Consider the following 15,920-nt stretch of genomic DNA (forward strand, 5'->3'; position numbering starts at 1 on the left):
TTAATACAACTTTCAGAAGAAGGTGCTGTGCAAGTATTCAGACCTTTCAACTCAAACGAGATGATAGTTGGCGCGGTCGGTGTATTGCAGTTTGAAGTCGTTGTACAACGTTTAAAAACTGAATAGCTATCGCATTGGAATACTGGTTGCTGGAGTGGGCTAATATTATCTTCCCAGAGACCTGTTTATGCCAGGGCGTTGTTGTTAATATCTACTCTTTTGTCACTGCTGCGAGAAAAAATTAAATAAGATGTCAGGCTAAAGTTAAAGACGCTAAACTACTTTCGTTGTTTAATAGTGCGGTGACATCAGTCTTTGCACAGTATTGTCGTGAGTGATTATTTATACGCTTTAACATGTGTTTTTGCTGCAGCAACAGCGGCTCTTATATCAATATAGCCGGCACCAACTTCCCACGCTTGGTATCCAAGCATCTGAGTTGCAGACTTTGCTATTAATTGTTTGATTTCCTCGATACTTAATAATGGATTAGCTTCCATCATGAGAGCGGCAACACCCGCCGTATATGATGTTGCTATTGAAGTACCAGATAATCGGCTATAAAAAGGGGTATAGGCGGAGTCAAAAAGAAAATCATCATCTGCGCTGTAAGCAAGGCCATTATTCGATGATCGGGTTGAGACCATGTAGTGACCGGGGGCGACAACCGTGACTTGGTTATTATAAGTCCATTCTTGCTTATCTGGCATGGTGAAGCTGCCAGTTTTATAAGATAAATCACGAGAAGAAAAATCAACTAAGTGACCATGACTATTACCGGCACCGACTGATATTACCCAAGGGAGTTGAGCATAAGGGTTATGACTACTTTTACCAGCCCCTGAATTTCCGGCAGAAAATATTGACAATATCCCCAAGGTATAAGCTTTATATGAGGCTAAACCAATTGGGCTGTTCGCATCAAAGTTTCCGGTTGAGCCCCAAGCATTACTGATAATACGCAATGGACTTTGATAATCGTAGCGGTGATTAATCGCATAATCATAGCCACTAACCGCATCTAAAATAGTTAAATCAGCACCTGAGCCGTAACCGACTAGTTTGGCGTCGGGAGCGACACCTTTATATTTACCATCAGACATGGCCCCAGAGCCTGCAATAATGCCAGCACAATGGGTACCGTGGTCTGTGTTTACATCAGTATTATATTGACCTCGACTGATAAAGGTCTCGGTTGTGCTCATTTTAGCCAAAGCTGATGATTGTATGGCCGCCTCGACATTATCAATGACTACGTCGCCAAAAAATAGATCTTGATGCGTGGCATCAATCCCTGAGTCATTGACCATAATGGTGATACCCTTACCACTATAATCGGTATCACCATTAATATTAACAAAGTCTGTTCCTTGAATTTTATTAACACCGGAATTTTGTCGTGAATTAGCTATAAAATAGCTTAATTTTCGGTTTAACCATATTGAACGGACGTCGTCGCGCGCGGCGATCGCTTTGATTTGTGCAGCATTAGCGACCACGCCTATTACAGGCAGTGCAGAAAACTTAACGCCTTTATTAATTCCTAAAGCTACTAGCGCCTGTATTTGAGTAACCGAGAGTGGCTGCATTTGTTGAAAAGTTATTACTGCGAGGATTGTTTCTTTGTCAGTCATCGTAGGAAGGGTTTGTGCGAGTTGCTCGCCAATAATACTTTCAGCCAATGCTTTTGTAGGCATTGTTAATGCTAAAGAGGCTATAAGCCATGCACTTAAAGTTAATTTACTCATGATAACCAAACTCCGTTTGTTAAATCATTGCAATTATTTCTATCACAGCTAGTTTCCCAATAAATAGGCAGCCTGAAAATAGGGGGTTACCCTAAGTGTATTTAGGTAAATATGCTGTGAGTTTATTAGTGGGTGTGCTTTAAATAAATGGGTGTTTGCTTACTTTGAATGTTTTAACTAATTGAAATTGTAGTTTTATAGTAGTGGGATGGCAGGCAGTAGCAACAATAAAAAGAGCAGGAATTGTGATTGATTTAAACTATGTAGTAGCAGAGAAAATGATATTAAAAGAGTCTTTAAGAAAAATGATTTAAAATTTAATATATAAATTAAAGATATTATCAGTGATTTTATTTTTAAGTAGATGATCTAAGAATGAGGAAAAAGATGGTGGACGATACTGGGCTTGAACCAGTGACCCCCGCCTTGTAAGGGCGGTGCTCTCCCAACTGAGCTAATCGTCCATATAGATTATCTAAAGAAAATTCTATAGGGTGTAATTATGGTGGGCGATACTGGGCTTGAACCAGTGACCCCCGCCTTGTAAGGGCGGTGCTCTCCCAACTGAGCTAATCGCCCATAATTACTTTATTCTTGATACTTAAGATTGGTGGGCGATACTGGGCTTGAACCAGTGACCCCCGCCTTGTAAGGGCGGTGCTCTCCCAACTGAGCTAATCGCCCAATCTTAAATTTCCTGAATCGTTAACGGTCTAATTAATTAAACACTGTCTGCGTTTCAGTGGGGCGTATTATAGGGAGATGAGAAAAGCTGTCAACATAAAACAAAGATTTTTCTGCTTTTTTTTCAGTTTTATTGATATATTTAATTTTCTTGCTGTAAAATTAAACAGCTTGCTTGTTTTATCCTCGCTGGAGATTTTCTTTTCTTTGTTTCTTTCAGCAAATGATGTTTTCCTTAGCTATGCCTGATAAAATATCGACAATTTTTATCGTACCAATTGTAGACTTTAAGCCTTGTCTTTTAACATAGCCTTTAAGTCTTAAACTTTATAGTGAGATTTTTATGAGCTTAACAACTCGATTTGCGCCAAGTCCGACCGGTTATTTACACGTTGGTGGGGCACGTACTGCCCTTTATAGTTGGTTATATGCCAAGAAAAATGGCGGTGATTTCGTTTTACGTATCGAAGACACTGATTTAGAACGTTCAAGCCAAGCATCCGTTGATGCCATTATGGACGGTATGAATTGGTTGAATCTTGAATGGACACATGGTCCGTATTTCCAAACCCAACGTTTCGACCGCTATAAAGAAGTTATTGAGCAGTTACTCGCCTCAGGCAATGCTTATCGCTGTTATAGCACCAGTGACGAAGTTGAAGCAATGCGTGAACAGGCTCGTGAAACCGGCGCGAAAGAAAAGTATAACGGTTTGTGGCGTGACCGCACCGACTATCCTGCCGATAAGCCTTATGTGATTCGTTTTAAAAACCCACTTGATGGCGAAGTTGTTATCAAAGATATGGTTAAAGGCGATATAACGATAGCTAATGAAGAGTTAGATGATTTAATTCTTGCGCGTAGCGATGGCACACCCACTTATAACTTAACGGTTGTTGTTGATGATTGGGATATGAAAATTACCCATGTTGTACGTGGTGATGATCATATTAGTAATACGCCAAAACAAATTAATATTTTACTCGCTTTAGGGGCAACACTCCCAGAGTATGCCCACATCCCAATGATTTTAGGTGATGACGGTAAGCGATTATCAAAACGTCATGGTGCTGTCGGTGTTATGCAATACCGCGATGATGGTTATTTACCTGAAGCCTTATTAAACTACTTAGTGCGCTTAGGTTGGTCTCATGGCGATAAAGAAATATTTTCTCGTGAAGAAATGATTGAACTGTTTGATTTAAAAGACTGTAACCGTGCTGCTTCAGGTTTTAATACTGATAAATTAATTTGGGTCAACCAACATTATATGAAAACTATGGAGCCAAGTTATGTTGCAACACATTTAGCCTGGCACATGAATGAGCAAGGTATCAATATTGAAAATGGTCCAGCACTTGAAGAAATCGTTAAAATTCAAGCCGACCGAGTAAAAACTTTAAAAGAGATGGCACAAATTTCTCGCTACTTTTACGAAGACTTTAGCGAACTAGAAGCATCAGCGGTTAAGAAACATTTACGCCCTGTTGTTAAAGAGCCTCTTATATTGGTTAAAGCTAAACTTGCAGCATTAAGCGAATGGTCACCTGAACTTATTCATGCGGCAATTAATGATACGGCAACAGAGCTTGAAGTCGGTATGGGCAAAGTGGGTATGCCATTGCGTGTTGCGGCGACTGGTGGTGGTAATTCACCTTCTTTAGATGTTACTTTGGCTTTATTGGATAAAGATAAAGTACTTGCTCGTATTGATCACGCTATTGAAGTGGTTGAAGCAAGAATAGCGAACAGCTAATTAAATAAAGTTTTATGTTAACAAGATATAAGGTCGTTGATGGTTAGCTGTCAACGGCCTTATTGTATTGAAAAAGACGAGATTAAAGATGAACCAAAGCGAACTATTAAATAGATTAAAAGCCTTTGAACATAAAGAGGTTTTTTTTGGTCCACAGGGTTTTAGCGTTATTACTAAAATGGCGACATTAAATAAAGCCCAGATTGGCTATGCGGTTGATAAAAAAGGCGCTAGTTTAGTTAATAACGATATCGGCAATTGGCAAAGTTCATGGCTTGTTATCGCCACAGATACCGAATTAGGTGACCCGTATTTTATTGACTTGGCCGATGAACATTTAGCGGTTTATACCGCGATTGCTGAAGAAGAAAATCAATGGCAAGCAACCCTAGTGAGTGCATCTTTGGTTGGTTTTGAACAGTGCTTAACGGCGATATATCAACAGTGTCAGCAAAAATCTGCCATGTACCTTCCCGATGAAAGCTGTATTTTTGATCTTCAGATATTAGAAACCTTTGGTAAACAACTGGTTGAATTTTCGCAAACCAACGATTTTTGGCAACACTTTTTTGTTGGTTATGTTGATTGGCTTCGCGACGAACATGTTTAATAGCGCCATGAGATGAATAAGCCAGTGGTACTTTTTTAAGTTTTTCATTTTTTTAACACCCTGATAAAATACTATACGTCATTCTTGTCGTTAGCAGGGTATAATAACAACGTTTTTATTGGTTCTTTTTTGGAGTGTAGTTTGCAGTTTACAGATTTTGGTTTAGACAGTCGTTTAATGTCAACGGTTGAGCATTTAGGTTTTTTAGAGCCGACAGAAATTCAGCAGCAAGCTATTCCTGCTGCTATGGCCGGGCATGATTTAATTGCCTCATCAAAAACTGGCTCAGGTAAAACCTTAGCGTTTATTATTCCTGCGATGCAACGCTTAATTCGAAATAGGGCTTTGTCTAAACGTGATCCTCGTGTTCTTATTCTTATGCCAACACGAGAATTAGCCAAACAAGTTTTTACTCAACTACGTTTATTTACCACCGGTTCACAGTTTAAAGCTGTGCTTATTTTGGGTGGTGAAAACTTTAATGATCAAGTAAAAACACTGCACAAAGACCCTCACTTTATTGTTGCGACACCGGGTCGATTGTCTGACCATTTATCGCAAGGGCATTTCTACTTAAAGGGCTTAGAGCTCCTTATTCTTGATGAAGCCGATCGGATGTTAGACTTAGGCTTTTCAAAACAATTAAAACAAATTAATAGCGCTGCTGATCATCGTAAGCGTCAAACACTGATGTTTTCTGCAACACTCGATCACGCACAAGTCAATGAGTTCGCACTAGCGTTATTAAAAAAACCAAAACGAATTGCCATAGGCTCTGCACATACCGAGCATAAAGATATTACTAAACGCTTTTACCTATGCGATAACTTAGACCATAAACAAGACTTGCTTGAACACTTTTTGAAAACTGAAAGCTATCAACAAGTGATTATTTTCACTGCAACACGAAGTGATACCGACAGATTATCAAAGCTGCTCAGTGAGCAGAGCTTAAGTACGGTCGCCTTAAGTGGTGAGCTTAATCAAGGTCAGCGTAATCAAATAATGGATGGCTTTAGTAAGGGACAACAAAAGATATTGATCACGACTGATTTAGCGTCTCGAGGTTTAGATTTAGTTAACGTATCGCACGTCTTTAACTTTGATATGCCAAAGCACACTGAAGAATTTGTGCATCGTATTGGCCGGACAGGTCGAGCGGGTAGCACCGGTGACGCGATTTCCTTTGTTGGTCCTAAAGACTGGATTAGTTTTAAAAATGTTGAAGGTTTTTTACAGCAAACCTTTAACTTTGATGTTGTTGATAGCTTAAAAGCTACATTCAAGGGCATAAAACCTAAAAAGCCAAAAGTGGCTGCCAAGTCAAAATCTTCAACGAAAATTAACGAAAAACCGCAAAGATCTCAGCCTAAAAAAGTCATTAAAAGAGTCTTTGTTGCTCAAGATGTTGGTGAGTTACCTGTGTTGCGTAAAAAGACGGTAACGCCCGTTAGTGAAATAGACAGCGATTCTGAAATCGATTAACCGTCTCGAGTATAAGGTATTAATAAAATGAAATTTTTCTTTTTTATTTGTAGTTTTTTACTTTGTTTAAACGCACAAGCTCAGCATGGCAAACAGCAACAAGTTATCACGTTAACTATTGCAGCCCCTGAAATTCGCCCTTTTATTTATAGCAATGAAAAGGGTGAAAACAAGGGCTTGTTAATTGAGACGATGAATAAACTCAATGCCAGTGGAAAATTTAAAATATCAGTTACCATCATGCCTTGGGCAAGAGCATTAAAGGCGGTTGAACAGGGAAAGTTTGATGCATTAATGCCGACGGTTTATACGCCAGAACGCAGCTTGTTTTTGAGTTTTCCTAAATACCCTTTGATTAATTTTTTTGGCTCTGCAATATTTAAAAGAGCAGATGATAATTTTGTTTATCAAGGTATTCCATTGATTGATAAAAGTAAAATACTTGTCAGAGTTCGTTCAACCAATGTTGATAGCCATTCAGAAAAAGCCTTTAAAGATGCCTCTATAACGTTTGTTGAAGCGACTCGCCTAGAAGATGCCTTTAATATGCTTATTTACGGTCGCGTTGATTTATTGGTGGCCGATAGTGCCATTGCATATACGACCATCGATAATATGGCGGTTAATGGACAAGTTGAAGGGTTCTCGTTGTCTGATCAAGTTGACTCTTCTTTTCTTGCCTTTTCAAAAAAATATTCAATGTCTCACGATATCAATGAAGTGATGAAAGAAATTAATATGATTAATGATGCCGATAGTTATCACCTTTCGAGTAAAAATTAGTGAATGCTTAGGATGAGTTCAACAACAGACGCTGAAAAAATTAAAAATATTGTTCAAGGTGTTAAAGCCGAAGAACAGCGCTTACGCAAAAAATATGTGTTTTTAGCTAAGCAAGACAGTATTGGTTTACTCATTCTTTTACTGTCACTTACTGGCATGATCACCAGTGGCTTATTATATTACTATGCCTTTATTCCTGCCTGGGTTTGTATCATGTTAGCGGCAATTTTTGCCTCTATCTCTCATGAGTTAGAGCATGACTTAATTCATAAACTTTACTTTCGTCAGCAACCTATTATACATAATCTTATGATGGCCACTGTTTGGTTAATGCGCCCAAGTACTATCAACCCTTGGTATCGTCGCAAAATTCATTTACTGCACCATAAAACCTCAGGCACAAAACAAGATTTAGAAGAACGATTGGTCGGCAATGGTATTGCTAATATACTTGTTCGCTATATCGTGATGTTTGATGGTTTATTTGGGCTAATTTTACAAAGAAAGCACTTGAATAGAGAAGTGAAAGCCTTTAATTTTTTGAGTGTTTTTAATGGCGGGTTCCCACTGACGATACTTTATTATATCTTCGGTTACGGCTTTATATTGTTTCACAGTGTCGATTTTTTTATTGCTAGCGATTTTATCTATCCGCCATGGTTACAAACCTTTTCAGCGTTGAGCAATCTGTTGATGGTGATTATTATTGCGCCTAATTTTTTACGCTCAGCCTGTTTAAATTTAGTGACTTCTTATTTGCACTACTATGGTGGCGTTAATAATGTATTGCAGCAAACGCAAGTCTTTAAAGGTTTGGTTATTTGGCCACTTAACCTCTTTACCTTTAACTTTGCTGGTACACATGCCATTCATCACTTTGTTGTGCAACAACCGTTTTATTTGCGTCAAATGTTAGCAAGTACCGCACATAAGGTGATGAAAGAAAATGGTGTTAGATTTAATGATGTTAGTACATTTTCAAATGCAAATAGATATCGCACTTTGTAAGTAGGGCAGTAGCGATAAAACTTTAGTTATCTTATTGCTTGTTAATTATCAACTGATTATAAAAGGCTGATAAGCTTGCTAAGTGGCGCTGCTTGATTGAGCTGCGCCATATATTTTAGCTTAAGGCGAATTATTCAGCAATAAGCTGCGCTAATGTAAAGCTAGTCTCAGCCTGTCCTAAGGTTGCCTTCATAAAAGGAAGTATCTCTTCGAGCTGCTTTTTTAACTGCCAAGGAGGATTAACAATAAATAAGCCGGTACCTGTCATACCATATTCATCACTGTCGGCTTGTAAACAAAATTCAACTTGTAATAAATTTTTCACCTCACTACGGGTAAAGTCTTTTTCCATAGCATGAATACGCTCACGGGTAACCACAGGATACCAAAGAATATAAGTCCCGGAATTGAATTTTTTATAGGCTTTTACGATAGTCTTAATCGCTTTAGCGTAATCTTCTTTTAACTCATAAGGGGGATCGATAAGCACGACACCTCGGCGACTGGGTGGCGGTACTAACCCCAATACACCTTGATAACCATCAGACTGTTTTACATGTGATTTTTTCCAGCGTGTGCAGAATTCTGTCAAATGTTGAATATCGGTAGGGTGTAACTCAAAGAGATGAGTACTGTCTTGGCGGCGCATCAGTTGCTTAGCAACACCAGGCGAGCCAGGATAAATTTCTAGCTCACTATTTTCAGTGTTTAAGCGCTGAATTAGCTCGACATAGGGTGTTAATGCTTCAGGAAAATTCTCATCAGTTAGGGCGGCAATAATTTTGGCGATACCACCTTTGTATTCAGCTGTTTTTTGAGCGTATTCATCTTTTAGTGAATACATGCCAGCACCCGAGTGGCTATCGATATAGGTAAAGCCTTTATCTTTACGCACCATATATTCTAGTACGAGCGTTAAAACCGAATGTTTTAAAACATCAGCGAAGTTTCCTGCGTGAAAAGCATGACGATAACTGAGCAAAAGGATTTCCTTAAAATATAAAATAGGGCAGTGAAAATAATAGATAAAACACCTAAATAAGGGGTGTTTTATCTATTGATAGAGCGGGTGGGATTTATGCTTGGCTTGCTAAGTACTCATCATAAGTACCGGCAAAGTCGATGTAACCATCTTTGGTTAATTCAATAATACGCGTAGCTAAACTCGAAACAAACTCACGGTCATGGCTAACAAACACTAAGGTACCTTCGTAGTTCTCTAATGCCATATTAAGTGACTCAATAGACTCCATATCCATATGGTTGGTCGGTTCGTCCATCACAAGAATATTAGGCAGTTGCATCATCAGTTTACCAAAAAGCATTCTGCCTTTTTCGCCCCCTGATAATATTTTAACTGATTTTAGAATATCGTCAGCTGAAAATAATAAACGCCCCAAATAACCACGAACGGCTTGTTCGTCGTCGGTAGGCTGACGCCATTGGCTCATCCAGTCAAACAAGGTCATGTCATGCTCAAATTCAAACTCATGGTCTTGTGCGTAATAACCAATATTTGAATTTTCAGACCAAGTAAAATCACCAGAAGTTGCTTCGTAGCCGACTTCATTTAATAAAGTGCGTAAAAAGGTGGTTTTACCTATGCCGTTTTCGCCGATCACCGCAATACGTTCACCGACTTCAGCCAAAAGAGAAATATCTTTTAGTACATGAGCATCATTAAATTTCTTGTTTAATTTTTCTATGACTAAGGCATTACGAAATAATTTTTTCTCTTGCTCAAAGCGAATAAAGGGGTTGGTACGGCTTGAAGGTTTAACTTCTTCTAGTTGGATCTTGTCGATACGTTTTGCACGAGAAGTCGCTTGTTTAGCTTTTGAAGCATTAGCAGAAAAACGAGCAACGAAAGCTTGTAGCTCACCTATTTGCGCTTTTTTCTTAGCATTGTCAGCAAGTAAGTTAGCTCGTGCTTGTGTTGCTGCCAGCATGTATTCGTCATAGTTACCTGAGAAAACTCTAAGTTCACCGTAATCTAAATCGGCCATGTGGGTGCAAACACTGTTTAAAAAATGTCTATCATGCGAAATGATGATCATGGTTGAATCACGGGCATTCAAGGTTTCTTCAAGCCATTGAATAGTATGAATATCCAGGTTGTTGGTTGGCTCATCAAGTAATAAAATATCAGGATCTGAGAATAGCGCCTGTGCTAACAATATACGCAGTTTAAAACCTGGGGCTATTTCGCTCATTAAACCATAATGTTGGTTAACAGCAATTCCTACGCCCATTAATAGTTCGCCGGCACGTGCTTCGGCACTGTAACCGTCCATCTCAGCATATTCTGATTCTAAATCGCCTACTTTCATGCCATCGGCTTCACTCATTTCTGGTAAAGCATAAATACGGTCACGTTCTTCTTTTACCGCCCATAATTCAGTATGTCCCATAATAACGGTATCAATAACACTGAAGTGCTCAAAGGCAAATTGGTCCTGGCTTAATTTACCCAAACGTTCGTTAGGGTCTAAGCTTACATTGCCTGAGGTCTGCTCTAGATCACCACCTAAGATTTTTATGAGTGTTGATTTACCACAACCGTTGGCACCAATTAAACCGTAACGATTACCACCACCAAATTTTTGTGAAATATTTTCAAAAAGAGGTTTTGCGCCGAATTGTTGGGTAATATTATTTGCTTGTAGGATAAGCTGATTCCTTGGTTGTGCATTTAAGCTGGTAAGTCAATAGCGCGCGATTATACACAAAAAACATCGACTTCAATAGGCTAAAATTTGTCTATTTGGCTGGTGCGGATGATAAATTAACAACAAGTTGTTCAATGTTCAGTAAATTTTCTTATTTTAGTAAAAGTTGCTAAGTAGCGTGTTATCGTCTGTTGGCAAGATGTTAAGATAATATTCACTGTGTTTTACAACCGTAATTAAGCCGTTTCATTAGATGAGTCGCCACGATGTTAAAAAATAATAAGCGCCCGGTAAACGTTAATTACCCTCGTATCTGGCAAACAGTGCAGTTAATACCTTATGGCAAGGTCGCTTGCTATGGACAGGTTGCTGATCTTGCTGGCTTGCCCGGTAAAGCGAGGTTAGTCGGGAAAGCGTTAGGTAAAATCCCTGATGATGGCTGGAAAGAAAAAAGTGTTCCTTGGCACAGAGTTATTAACTCTCAAGGGAAAATATCATTTGCTGTTGCAAGTGAACTTTTCGCCAAACAAAGCGCACTGCTTCAAGAGGAGCAAGTGGTTGTTATAGGTAATCGCGTAAAGTTAACCGATTTTCAGTGGCAACCCGATTTGGCTGAATTACTCTTTAAACTCACTTATTAAATACCAAAAATTCAGGGCTATGAGTCTCGTATATAGGCATTAAAAATAAAAAAGGCGACTAATTATAGTCGCCTTTTATCATTAAAATCAGCCATTTAGCTTAATAGAAGTTAACTTTGAATTCTGCACCAAAAAAGCGCTCTTCATTAACAATAGCGGTATTGTTACTAAAGTCTACAGCGCCAATAGCGATTTGTTCATCAGTTATGTTACGAACAAATAAGGCAACTTCATACTCTTTATCATCACCGTCCCAGGTATAACCGGTACGTGCGCCACCTTCAAATAATGATTTTCCATTAAATTCTTTTGATTCATATAAAAAGAAACTAATGTCATCTCGGTAAGACCAATCCGTGTAGGCATAGAATTCACCGTCTGCAATTTCACGAGAATAACGCAAGGTAAAGTTAAAAATCCACTCTGGTGCATGTGGTAAACTATTACCATCTACTTCAGCAAATCTATTGCCCAACTCATCAGCGTAGAAATTATCGGTAATAGTACATAATTTACAAGCAGCAACAGCTAAGTCACTGTCATTGATTTCGGTATTATTATAACTAACACTCGCCGTTAGCCAAAAATTATCGGTTAGCATAAACTCTGAGTCGATTTCAAAACCGTAACCGGTCGTTTCTTCAGCGTTAAGTAAACTCGCCGTATTGCCACCACCACCAACAGACGTTAGCTGTTGATCATCCATGGTAAAATAAAATACCGAAGCATTAATACGACCAAAGCCGTCTAAAATATCAGATTTGATACCGGTTTCTAAAGATAAAATAGTTTCTGAGTCGGCAACAGAAATACCATTTCCAAAGGCGAATAACGAACGCCCTTGAATACTTGGCGCTCTAAACGTGTCGGCAATACGTGCATATAAGTTTATGTCATCGGTATATTTATGCGTAACACTGATATCCCAGCTAACATGTGAATCGCTTGGATTTACTTCACCTGATACTACATCAGGAAAACCTAACCATGCCAATGGAGACTTCGTTCTTTGGTTGCTATAGTCTTTGTCATCATCAGAATAACGTAAGCCAAAGGTTACTGAGGTTTTGTCGTTATAGTCATAATCAAACGAACCAAAAACAGCCCATGCAGTCGTTTCTTGCTCTTGAATAACGTAACCCGTTTGTGCGCCACTGCTAAATAAAGGATCGAAGGCAAAGCTTTCAATGGTTAAATCTTCATTAAAATAAAATGCGCCCACTTGGTAATTAAATTGGCCATCAAAGTTGCTTGATAAGCGAATTTCTTGTGTTAGTTGCTCGTGATCTGGAATAGCATCGGCTGTTTCTGAATCAAGTGCGATAATACCTGGTCCTGAAGGCTCAGCATAAACTGCGCCATAACCACCATCAACATCGGCACGAGAATAAAGCTCAGCGCTTTCATAGCCTGAAATTGACGTTAGGGTAAATTCACCTAATTCAAATTCCAACTTTAAACTGCCGCCTTCGGTTTCAACTTGTTGTGTCGCTCTTGATGCCGAGTCATGGTAAACAGTATCTCTTTCAAAGTTACTGACTAATTCGTTACTTGCAGGTTTAAACGCATTTGCATAGAAAGCAACCGGCTTGCCATCCAAGTCGCGCATGTGGTAATTAAATAATGCTGTGAAAGCGTCATCTTCATAAAGAAATTGAATACGAGCCGCTTTGTCATTGTAGCCACCTAAAACTTCTTTTTGTTCAAAACCGGGTGCTTGGTTATCTATGTAGTCATCTCTGGTTTGATTAAGTAATGAAACACGAGCAGATAATTTATCAGTTAACCCCCCACCAACAGCCGCACGCATATCGGTAGTGTTATTACTGCCGTATGAAAGTGAGCCAAAACCATCAAAATCTTGTGATGGTTTTACTGATTCAAATTTAATTAAACCGGCAGGGGTGTTACGACCAAATAGTGTCCCTTGTGGACCACGTAATACTTCTACGCGGCCAACATCAAATACTGGGAAACCTTTCAAAATTGGGTTTTCTTGCACAACTTCATCAACAACTAAAGAAACTGGCTGTGATGCATTTAAATCAAAATCAGAATTACCTAAACCACGCATATAAAAACGTGGAAAAGTACGACCAAAAGAAGATTCAACAGAAAGACTCGGCACGCGGGCATTTAAAAAACGAATGTCCATAGCAGCAGAACTTAACACATTCAGTTTTTCACCTTGGAGCGCACTAATAGCTACAGGAACTTCTTGAACATTTTCTACTCTTTTACGCGCGGTTACTTCAATAATTTCTAAACCAACTACTTTTTCTTCGGCGTTTTCTTCAGCTAAAGTAGCTGCAGAAAAACCGACCGTTGATGTTAAAACAGCGAGTTTAACCGCTGTAGCCAAAGTGGAATTTTTGAACAAATTCATTAATATTCTCCAAGAGTGCGATGTTTTTTAGGTAAACTAAATTTTATTGTTATTTTGATACCAGTTAGGGTAGCCGAAATTTACACATTTCTAAATAGAAAATATCTATTTTTATACGTTTTAACATAGTTTACTTTATAGGAAGTTGTTATGTTATTTTTTGCAAAATTAAGCTAAGCAGACGTTTTGTTAATGCTTTAAATTAAAATGGTTAATGTAAGGTGAATATAAAGACTGCACTGCTACTTAACCTTATTATTACCTGCTGCTTCTCACTTAATACCAACGGTCTCTTATTCGATGGAGTTCGTCTTATCTGTCTTTTTAATTATTATTTTTTGTACTAAATTAATCATGACAAAAAATATAATAATTAGGAAACAATAATGAAAAAATTCGTATTATCTTTATTATGCCTTTCTTTATCGACTGCTTATGCAAGTGATGACTTAGATATGGCGAATAAAATAAGGGCAGAAGGTTTTTATAATTCTGAAGTCATGCACACATTAGAGCAATTAACCGATGAAATAGGCCCTCGTTTATCTGGCTCTCCTCAGATGAAGAAAGCTAATAATTGGACTTTAGAGAAGTTAAAGGGGTGGGGATTAAAAAATGCTTATTTAGACCCTTTTGAGTTTGGGCGAGGCTGGTCACATGACTCTGCTTCCATTGACCTATTGAGTCCGCGTGAAGTTTCTTTACACGGTATTCCTGTTGCTTGGACACCGGGCACTGAAGGAGAAGTAACAGGAGATGTTGTTATCTTTGATGCGGCTTCAATAACTGACTTAGCACAATATAAAGGTAAGCTAAAAGGTAAGATCATTATGATGGGCGCGGGTAAAAATATTGAAGCGCCTGAGAACAGTGTCTTTCAACGCTATGACTCCGGAGAGCTTTCTACATTGACAGAGTTTGATGTAATGCGAGCGCCAAGTCACTCTCCATGGGTAACTGCTGACCGAAGAGGTGGCGCAATGCAGCGTTATAATTTTCAAGCCACGCTCAGTAATTTCTTAAAAGAAGAGCAAGTTGCTGGTGTTATATATCGTAGCTGGCGTCAAGGTGGCTTAATTAACGTTTTTGGTAGTGACCATCGTGTCGGTAAAACCTTTCCAGTACCAGCACTTATTATAGAAGCAGAACATTACAACCTATTATCTCGAATGATAGATAATGGCAAAACACCTAAATTATCGCTCAATATCGATGCGCGTTTTCATGATAACGACCGAAATGCTTATAATACCATTGCAGAAATTCCAGGGAGTGATAAAAACCCTGAAATAGTTATGGTCGGTGGCCACTTAGACTCGTGGCATGCCAGTGATGGTGCTGTTGATAACGGTGCGGGTGTGGCGGTTTCAATGGAAGCTGTTCGTATTTTACAAGCATTAAACTTTAAACCTAAACGTACCATACGTATTGGTTTATGGTCGGGCGAAGAACAAGGGTTATTTGGTTCGGCAGCTTATGTTGATGAACACTTTGCGACCCGTCCTAAACCTACTGATAAGAATGAGCAAGCATTACCCAGTTATTTATGGAAAGATCAAGGTTGGCCGATTGAAACGAAAGCTGATCATGATAAGTTTTCGGTATACTTTAATATGGATAATGGTAGTGGACGTTTCAGAGGTATTTATACTGAAGGTAATGTTGCTGCTAAATCAATATTCGGTAACTGGTTCAGCCCTTATTCGGATTTAAGTACCGGTACTATTACCAATCAAAGTACCGGTGGCACTGATCACGAGTCTTTTGATGATGTAGGGTTACCCGGTTTTCAATTTATTCAAGACAAGTTAGATTATGGCTCTCGTTTGCATCATACCCATATTGATTCGGTTGACCATGTCGTAGAGGCTGATCTAAAACAAGCTTCTGTTATTCTTGCTGGCTTTTTATATAAGGCGGCCATGGCTGACGAACGTATGCCTCGTAAGCCGATGCCAAAAGATATTTCTAATTTGCAGAAGCAGCAGATGAAATTGAAAGCTGACAAAGCACGTAAAAACCGTGATAAAGAAGGTAATAAAAGCTTAGAGATAAACTCAGTAAAAAATTAATCTGATTGAAAAAAAAGCACTCAACATTGTTGAGTGCTTTATTATAAATATCCCAAATCAATCAACAGCATAATTCGT

The 15,920-nt window shown here is 38.7% G+C and carries 11 protein-coding genes, 3 tRNA genes and 1 pseudogene; 8 read left to right on the forward strand and 7 right to left on the reverse strand.

Translation table 11 applies throughout. The annotated features are described in order from the left end of the window. Positions 1-123: pseudogene (locus H4J70_RS19230) on the forward strand (hypothetical protein); the annotation flags it as partial. A 215-nt stretch (positions 124-338) separates the two neighbouring features. Here the strand turns inward: H4J70_RS19230 and H4J70_RS19235 are convergent. The 4 genes from H4J70_RS19235 to H4J70_RS19250 all read right to left on the reverse strand — a co-directional run bounded on the left by H4J70_RS19235 (position 339) and on the right by H4J70_RS19250 (position 2,432). Continuing rightward, positions 339-1,748: a S8 family serine peptidase gene (locus H4J70_RS19235; protein WP_259368089.1), complete on the reverse strand. Its 1,410-nt coding sequence runs from the start codon at positions 1,746-1,748 to the stop codon at positions 339-341. A 388-nt stretch (positions 1,749-2,136) separates the two neighbouring features. Beyond that, positions 2,137-2,212 (reverse strand) — tRNA-Val (locus H4J70_RS19240). Between the two features lie 39 nt (positions 2,213-2,251). Continuing rightward, a tRNA-Val gene (locus tag H4J70_RS19245) sits at positions 2,252-2,327 on the reverse strand. Between the two features lie 29 nt (positions 2,328-2,356). Next, positions 2,357-2,432: transfer RNA gene (locus H4J70_RS19250), tRNA-Val, on the reverse strand. A gap of 343 nt (positions 2,433-2,775) precedes the next feature. Between H4J70_RS19250 and gltX the strand changes: the two genes are divergently transcribed. From gltX to H4J70_RS19275, 5 genes are all read left to right on the forward strand, one after another. After that, on the forward strand, positions 2,776-4,188 hold the full coding sequence (gltX, locus tag H4J70_RS19255; protein ID WP_182251718.1) for a glutamate--tRNA ligase: 1,413 nt from the start codon (positions 2,776-2,778) through the stop codon (positions 4,186-4,188). A gap of 88 nt (positions 4,189-4,276) precedes the next feature. Then, positions 4,277-4,798: a hypothetical protein gene (locus tag H4J70_RS19260; protein WP_182251719.1), complete on the forward strand. Its 522-nt coding sequence runs from the start codon at positions 4,277-4,279 to the stop codon at positions 4,796-4,798. 141 nt (positions 4,799-4,939) lie between these two features. Continuing rightward, complete coding sequence (locus H4J70_RS19265) at positions 4,940-6,283, forward strand: DEAD/DEAH box helicase (protein ID WP_182216189.1); 1,344 nt, start codon at positions 4,940-4,942, stop codon at positions 6,281-6,283. Between the two features lie 27 nt (positions 6,284-6,310). Beyond that, entirely contained in the window at positions 6,311-7,066 is a 756-nt protein-coding gene (locus H4J70_RS19270; protein ID WP_182251720.1) for a transporter substrate-binding domain-containing protein, read from the forward strand. A gap of 12 nt (positions 7,067-7,078) precedes the next feature. Beyond that, complete coding sequence (locus H4J70_RS19275) at positions 7,079-8,074, forward strand: fatty acid desaturase (RefSeq protein ID WP_182216186.1); 996 nt, start codon at positions 7,079-7,081, stop codon at positions 8,072-8,074. Between the two features lie 130 nt (positions 8,075-8,204). Here the strand turns inward: H4J70_RS19275 and H4J70_RS19280 are convergent, their stop codons facing one another. Both H4J70_RS19280 and H4J70_RS19285 read right to left on the reverse strand, forming a co-directional pair. Then, positions 8,205-9,056 (reverse strand): 23S rRNA (adenine(2030)-N(6))-methyltransferase RlmJ, encoded by an 852-nt coding sequence (locus H4J70_RS19280; protein ID WP_182231083.1) that lies wholly within the window; start codon positions 9,054-9,056, stop codon positions 8,205-8,207. 94 nt (positions 9,057-9,150) lie between these two features. Next, a complete protein-coding gene (locus H4J70_RS19285; RefSeq protein WP_070373941.1) occupies positions 9,151-10,743 on the reverse strand; it encodes an ABC-F family ATPase in 1,593 nt (530 codons plus the stop codon). A 266-nt stretch (positions 10,744-11,009) separates the two neighbouring features. Between H4J70_RS19285 and H4J70_RS19290 the strand changes: the two genes are divergently transcribed. Next, the gene (locus H4J70_RS19290) at positions 11,010-11,384 is read left to right on the forward strand and encodes an MGMT family protein (RefSeq protein WP_182251721.1); all 375 of its coding nucleotides are present in this window, start codon (positions 11,010-11,012) and stop codon (positions 11,382-11,384) included. 100 nt (positions 11,385-11,484) lie between these two features. Here the strand turns inward: H4J70_RS19290 and H4J70_RS19295 are convergent, their stop codons facing one another. After that, on the reverse strand, positions 11,485-13,770 hold the full coding sequence (locus H4J70_RS19295) for a TonB-dependent receptor (RefSeq protein WP_182251722.1): 2,286 nt from the start codon (positions 13,768-13,770) through the stop codon (positions 11,485-11,487). 386 nt (positions 13,771-14,156) lie between these two features. Between H4J70_RS19295 and H4J70_RS19300 the strand changes: the two genes are divergently transcribed. Further along, the gene (locus H4J70_RS19300) at positions 14,157-15,842 is read left to right on the forward strand and encodes a M20/M25/M40 family metallo-hydrolase (RefSeq protein ID WP_182251723.1); all 1,686 of its coding nucleotides are present in this window, start codon (positions 14,157-14,159) and stop codon (positions 15,840-15,842) included. The last annotated feature ends 78 nt before the right edge of the window (positions 15,843-15,920 follow it).

The organism is Colwellia sp. BRX8-9, assembly GCF_014077245.1.
Taxonomy (GTDB): Bacteria; Pseudomonadota; Gammaproteobacteria; order Enterobacterales; family Alteromonadaceae; genus Colwellia_A.

What these genes read in the sequence shown, in the direction of transcription:
- H4J70_RS19300 (WP_182251723.1), top strand. Translation starts at nt 14,157, where the DNA reads ATGAAAAAATTCGTATTATCTTTATTATGCCTTTCTTTATCGACTGCT.
- H4J70_RS19295 (WP_182251722.1), bottom strand. Translation starts at nt 13,770, where the DNA reads ATGAATTTGTTCAAAAATTCCACTTTGGCTACAGCGGTTAAACTCGCT.
- gltX (WP_182251718.1), top strand. Translation starts at nt 2,776, where the DNA reads ATGAGCTTAACAACTCGATTTGCGCCAAGTCCGACCGGTTATTTACAC.
- H4J70_RS19270 (WP_182251720.1), top strand. Translation starts at nt 6,311, where the DNA reads ATGAAATTTTTCTTTTTTATTTGTAGTTTTTTACTTTGTTTAAACGCA.
- H4J70_RS19260 (WP_182251719.1), top strand. Translation starts at nt 4,277, where the DNA reads ATGAACCAAAGCGAACTATTAAATAGATTAAAAGCCTTTGAACATAAA.
- H4J70_RS19290 (WP_182251721.1), top strand. Translation starts at nt 11,010, where the DNA reads ATGTTAAAAAATAATAAGCGCCCGGTAAACGTTAATTACCCTCGTATC.
- H4J70_RS19235 (WP_259368089.1), bottom strand. Translation starts at nt 1,748, where the DNA reads ATGAGTAAATTAACTTTAAGTGCATGGCTTATAGCCTCTTTAGCATTA.
- H4J70_RS19275 (WP_182216186.1), top strand. Translation starts at nt 7,079, where the DNA reads ATGAGTTCAACAACAGACGCTGAAAAAATTAAAAATATTGTTCAAGGT.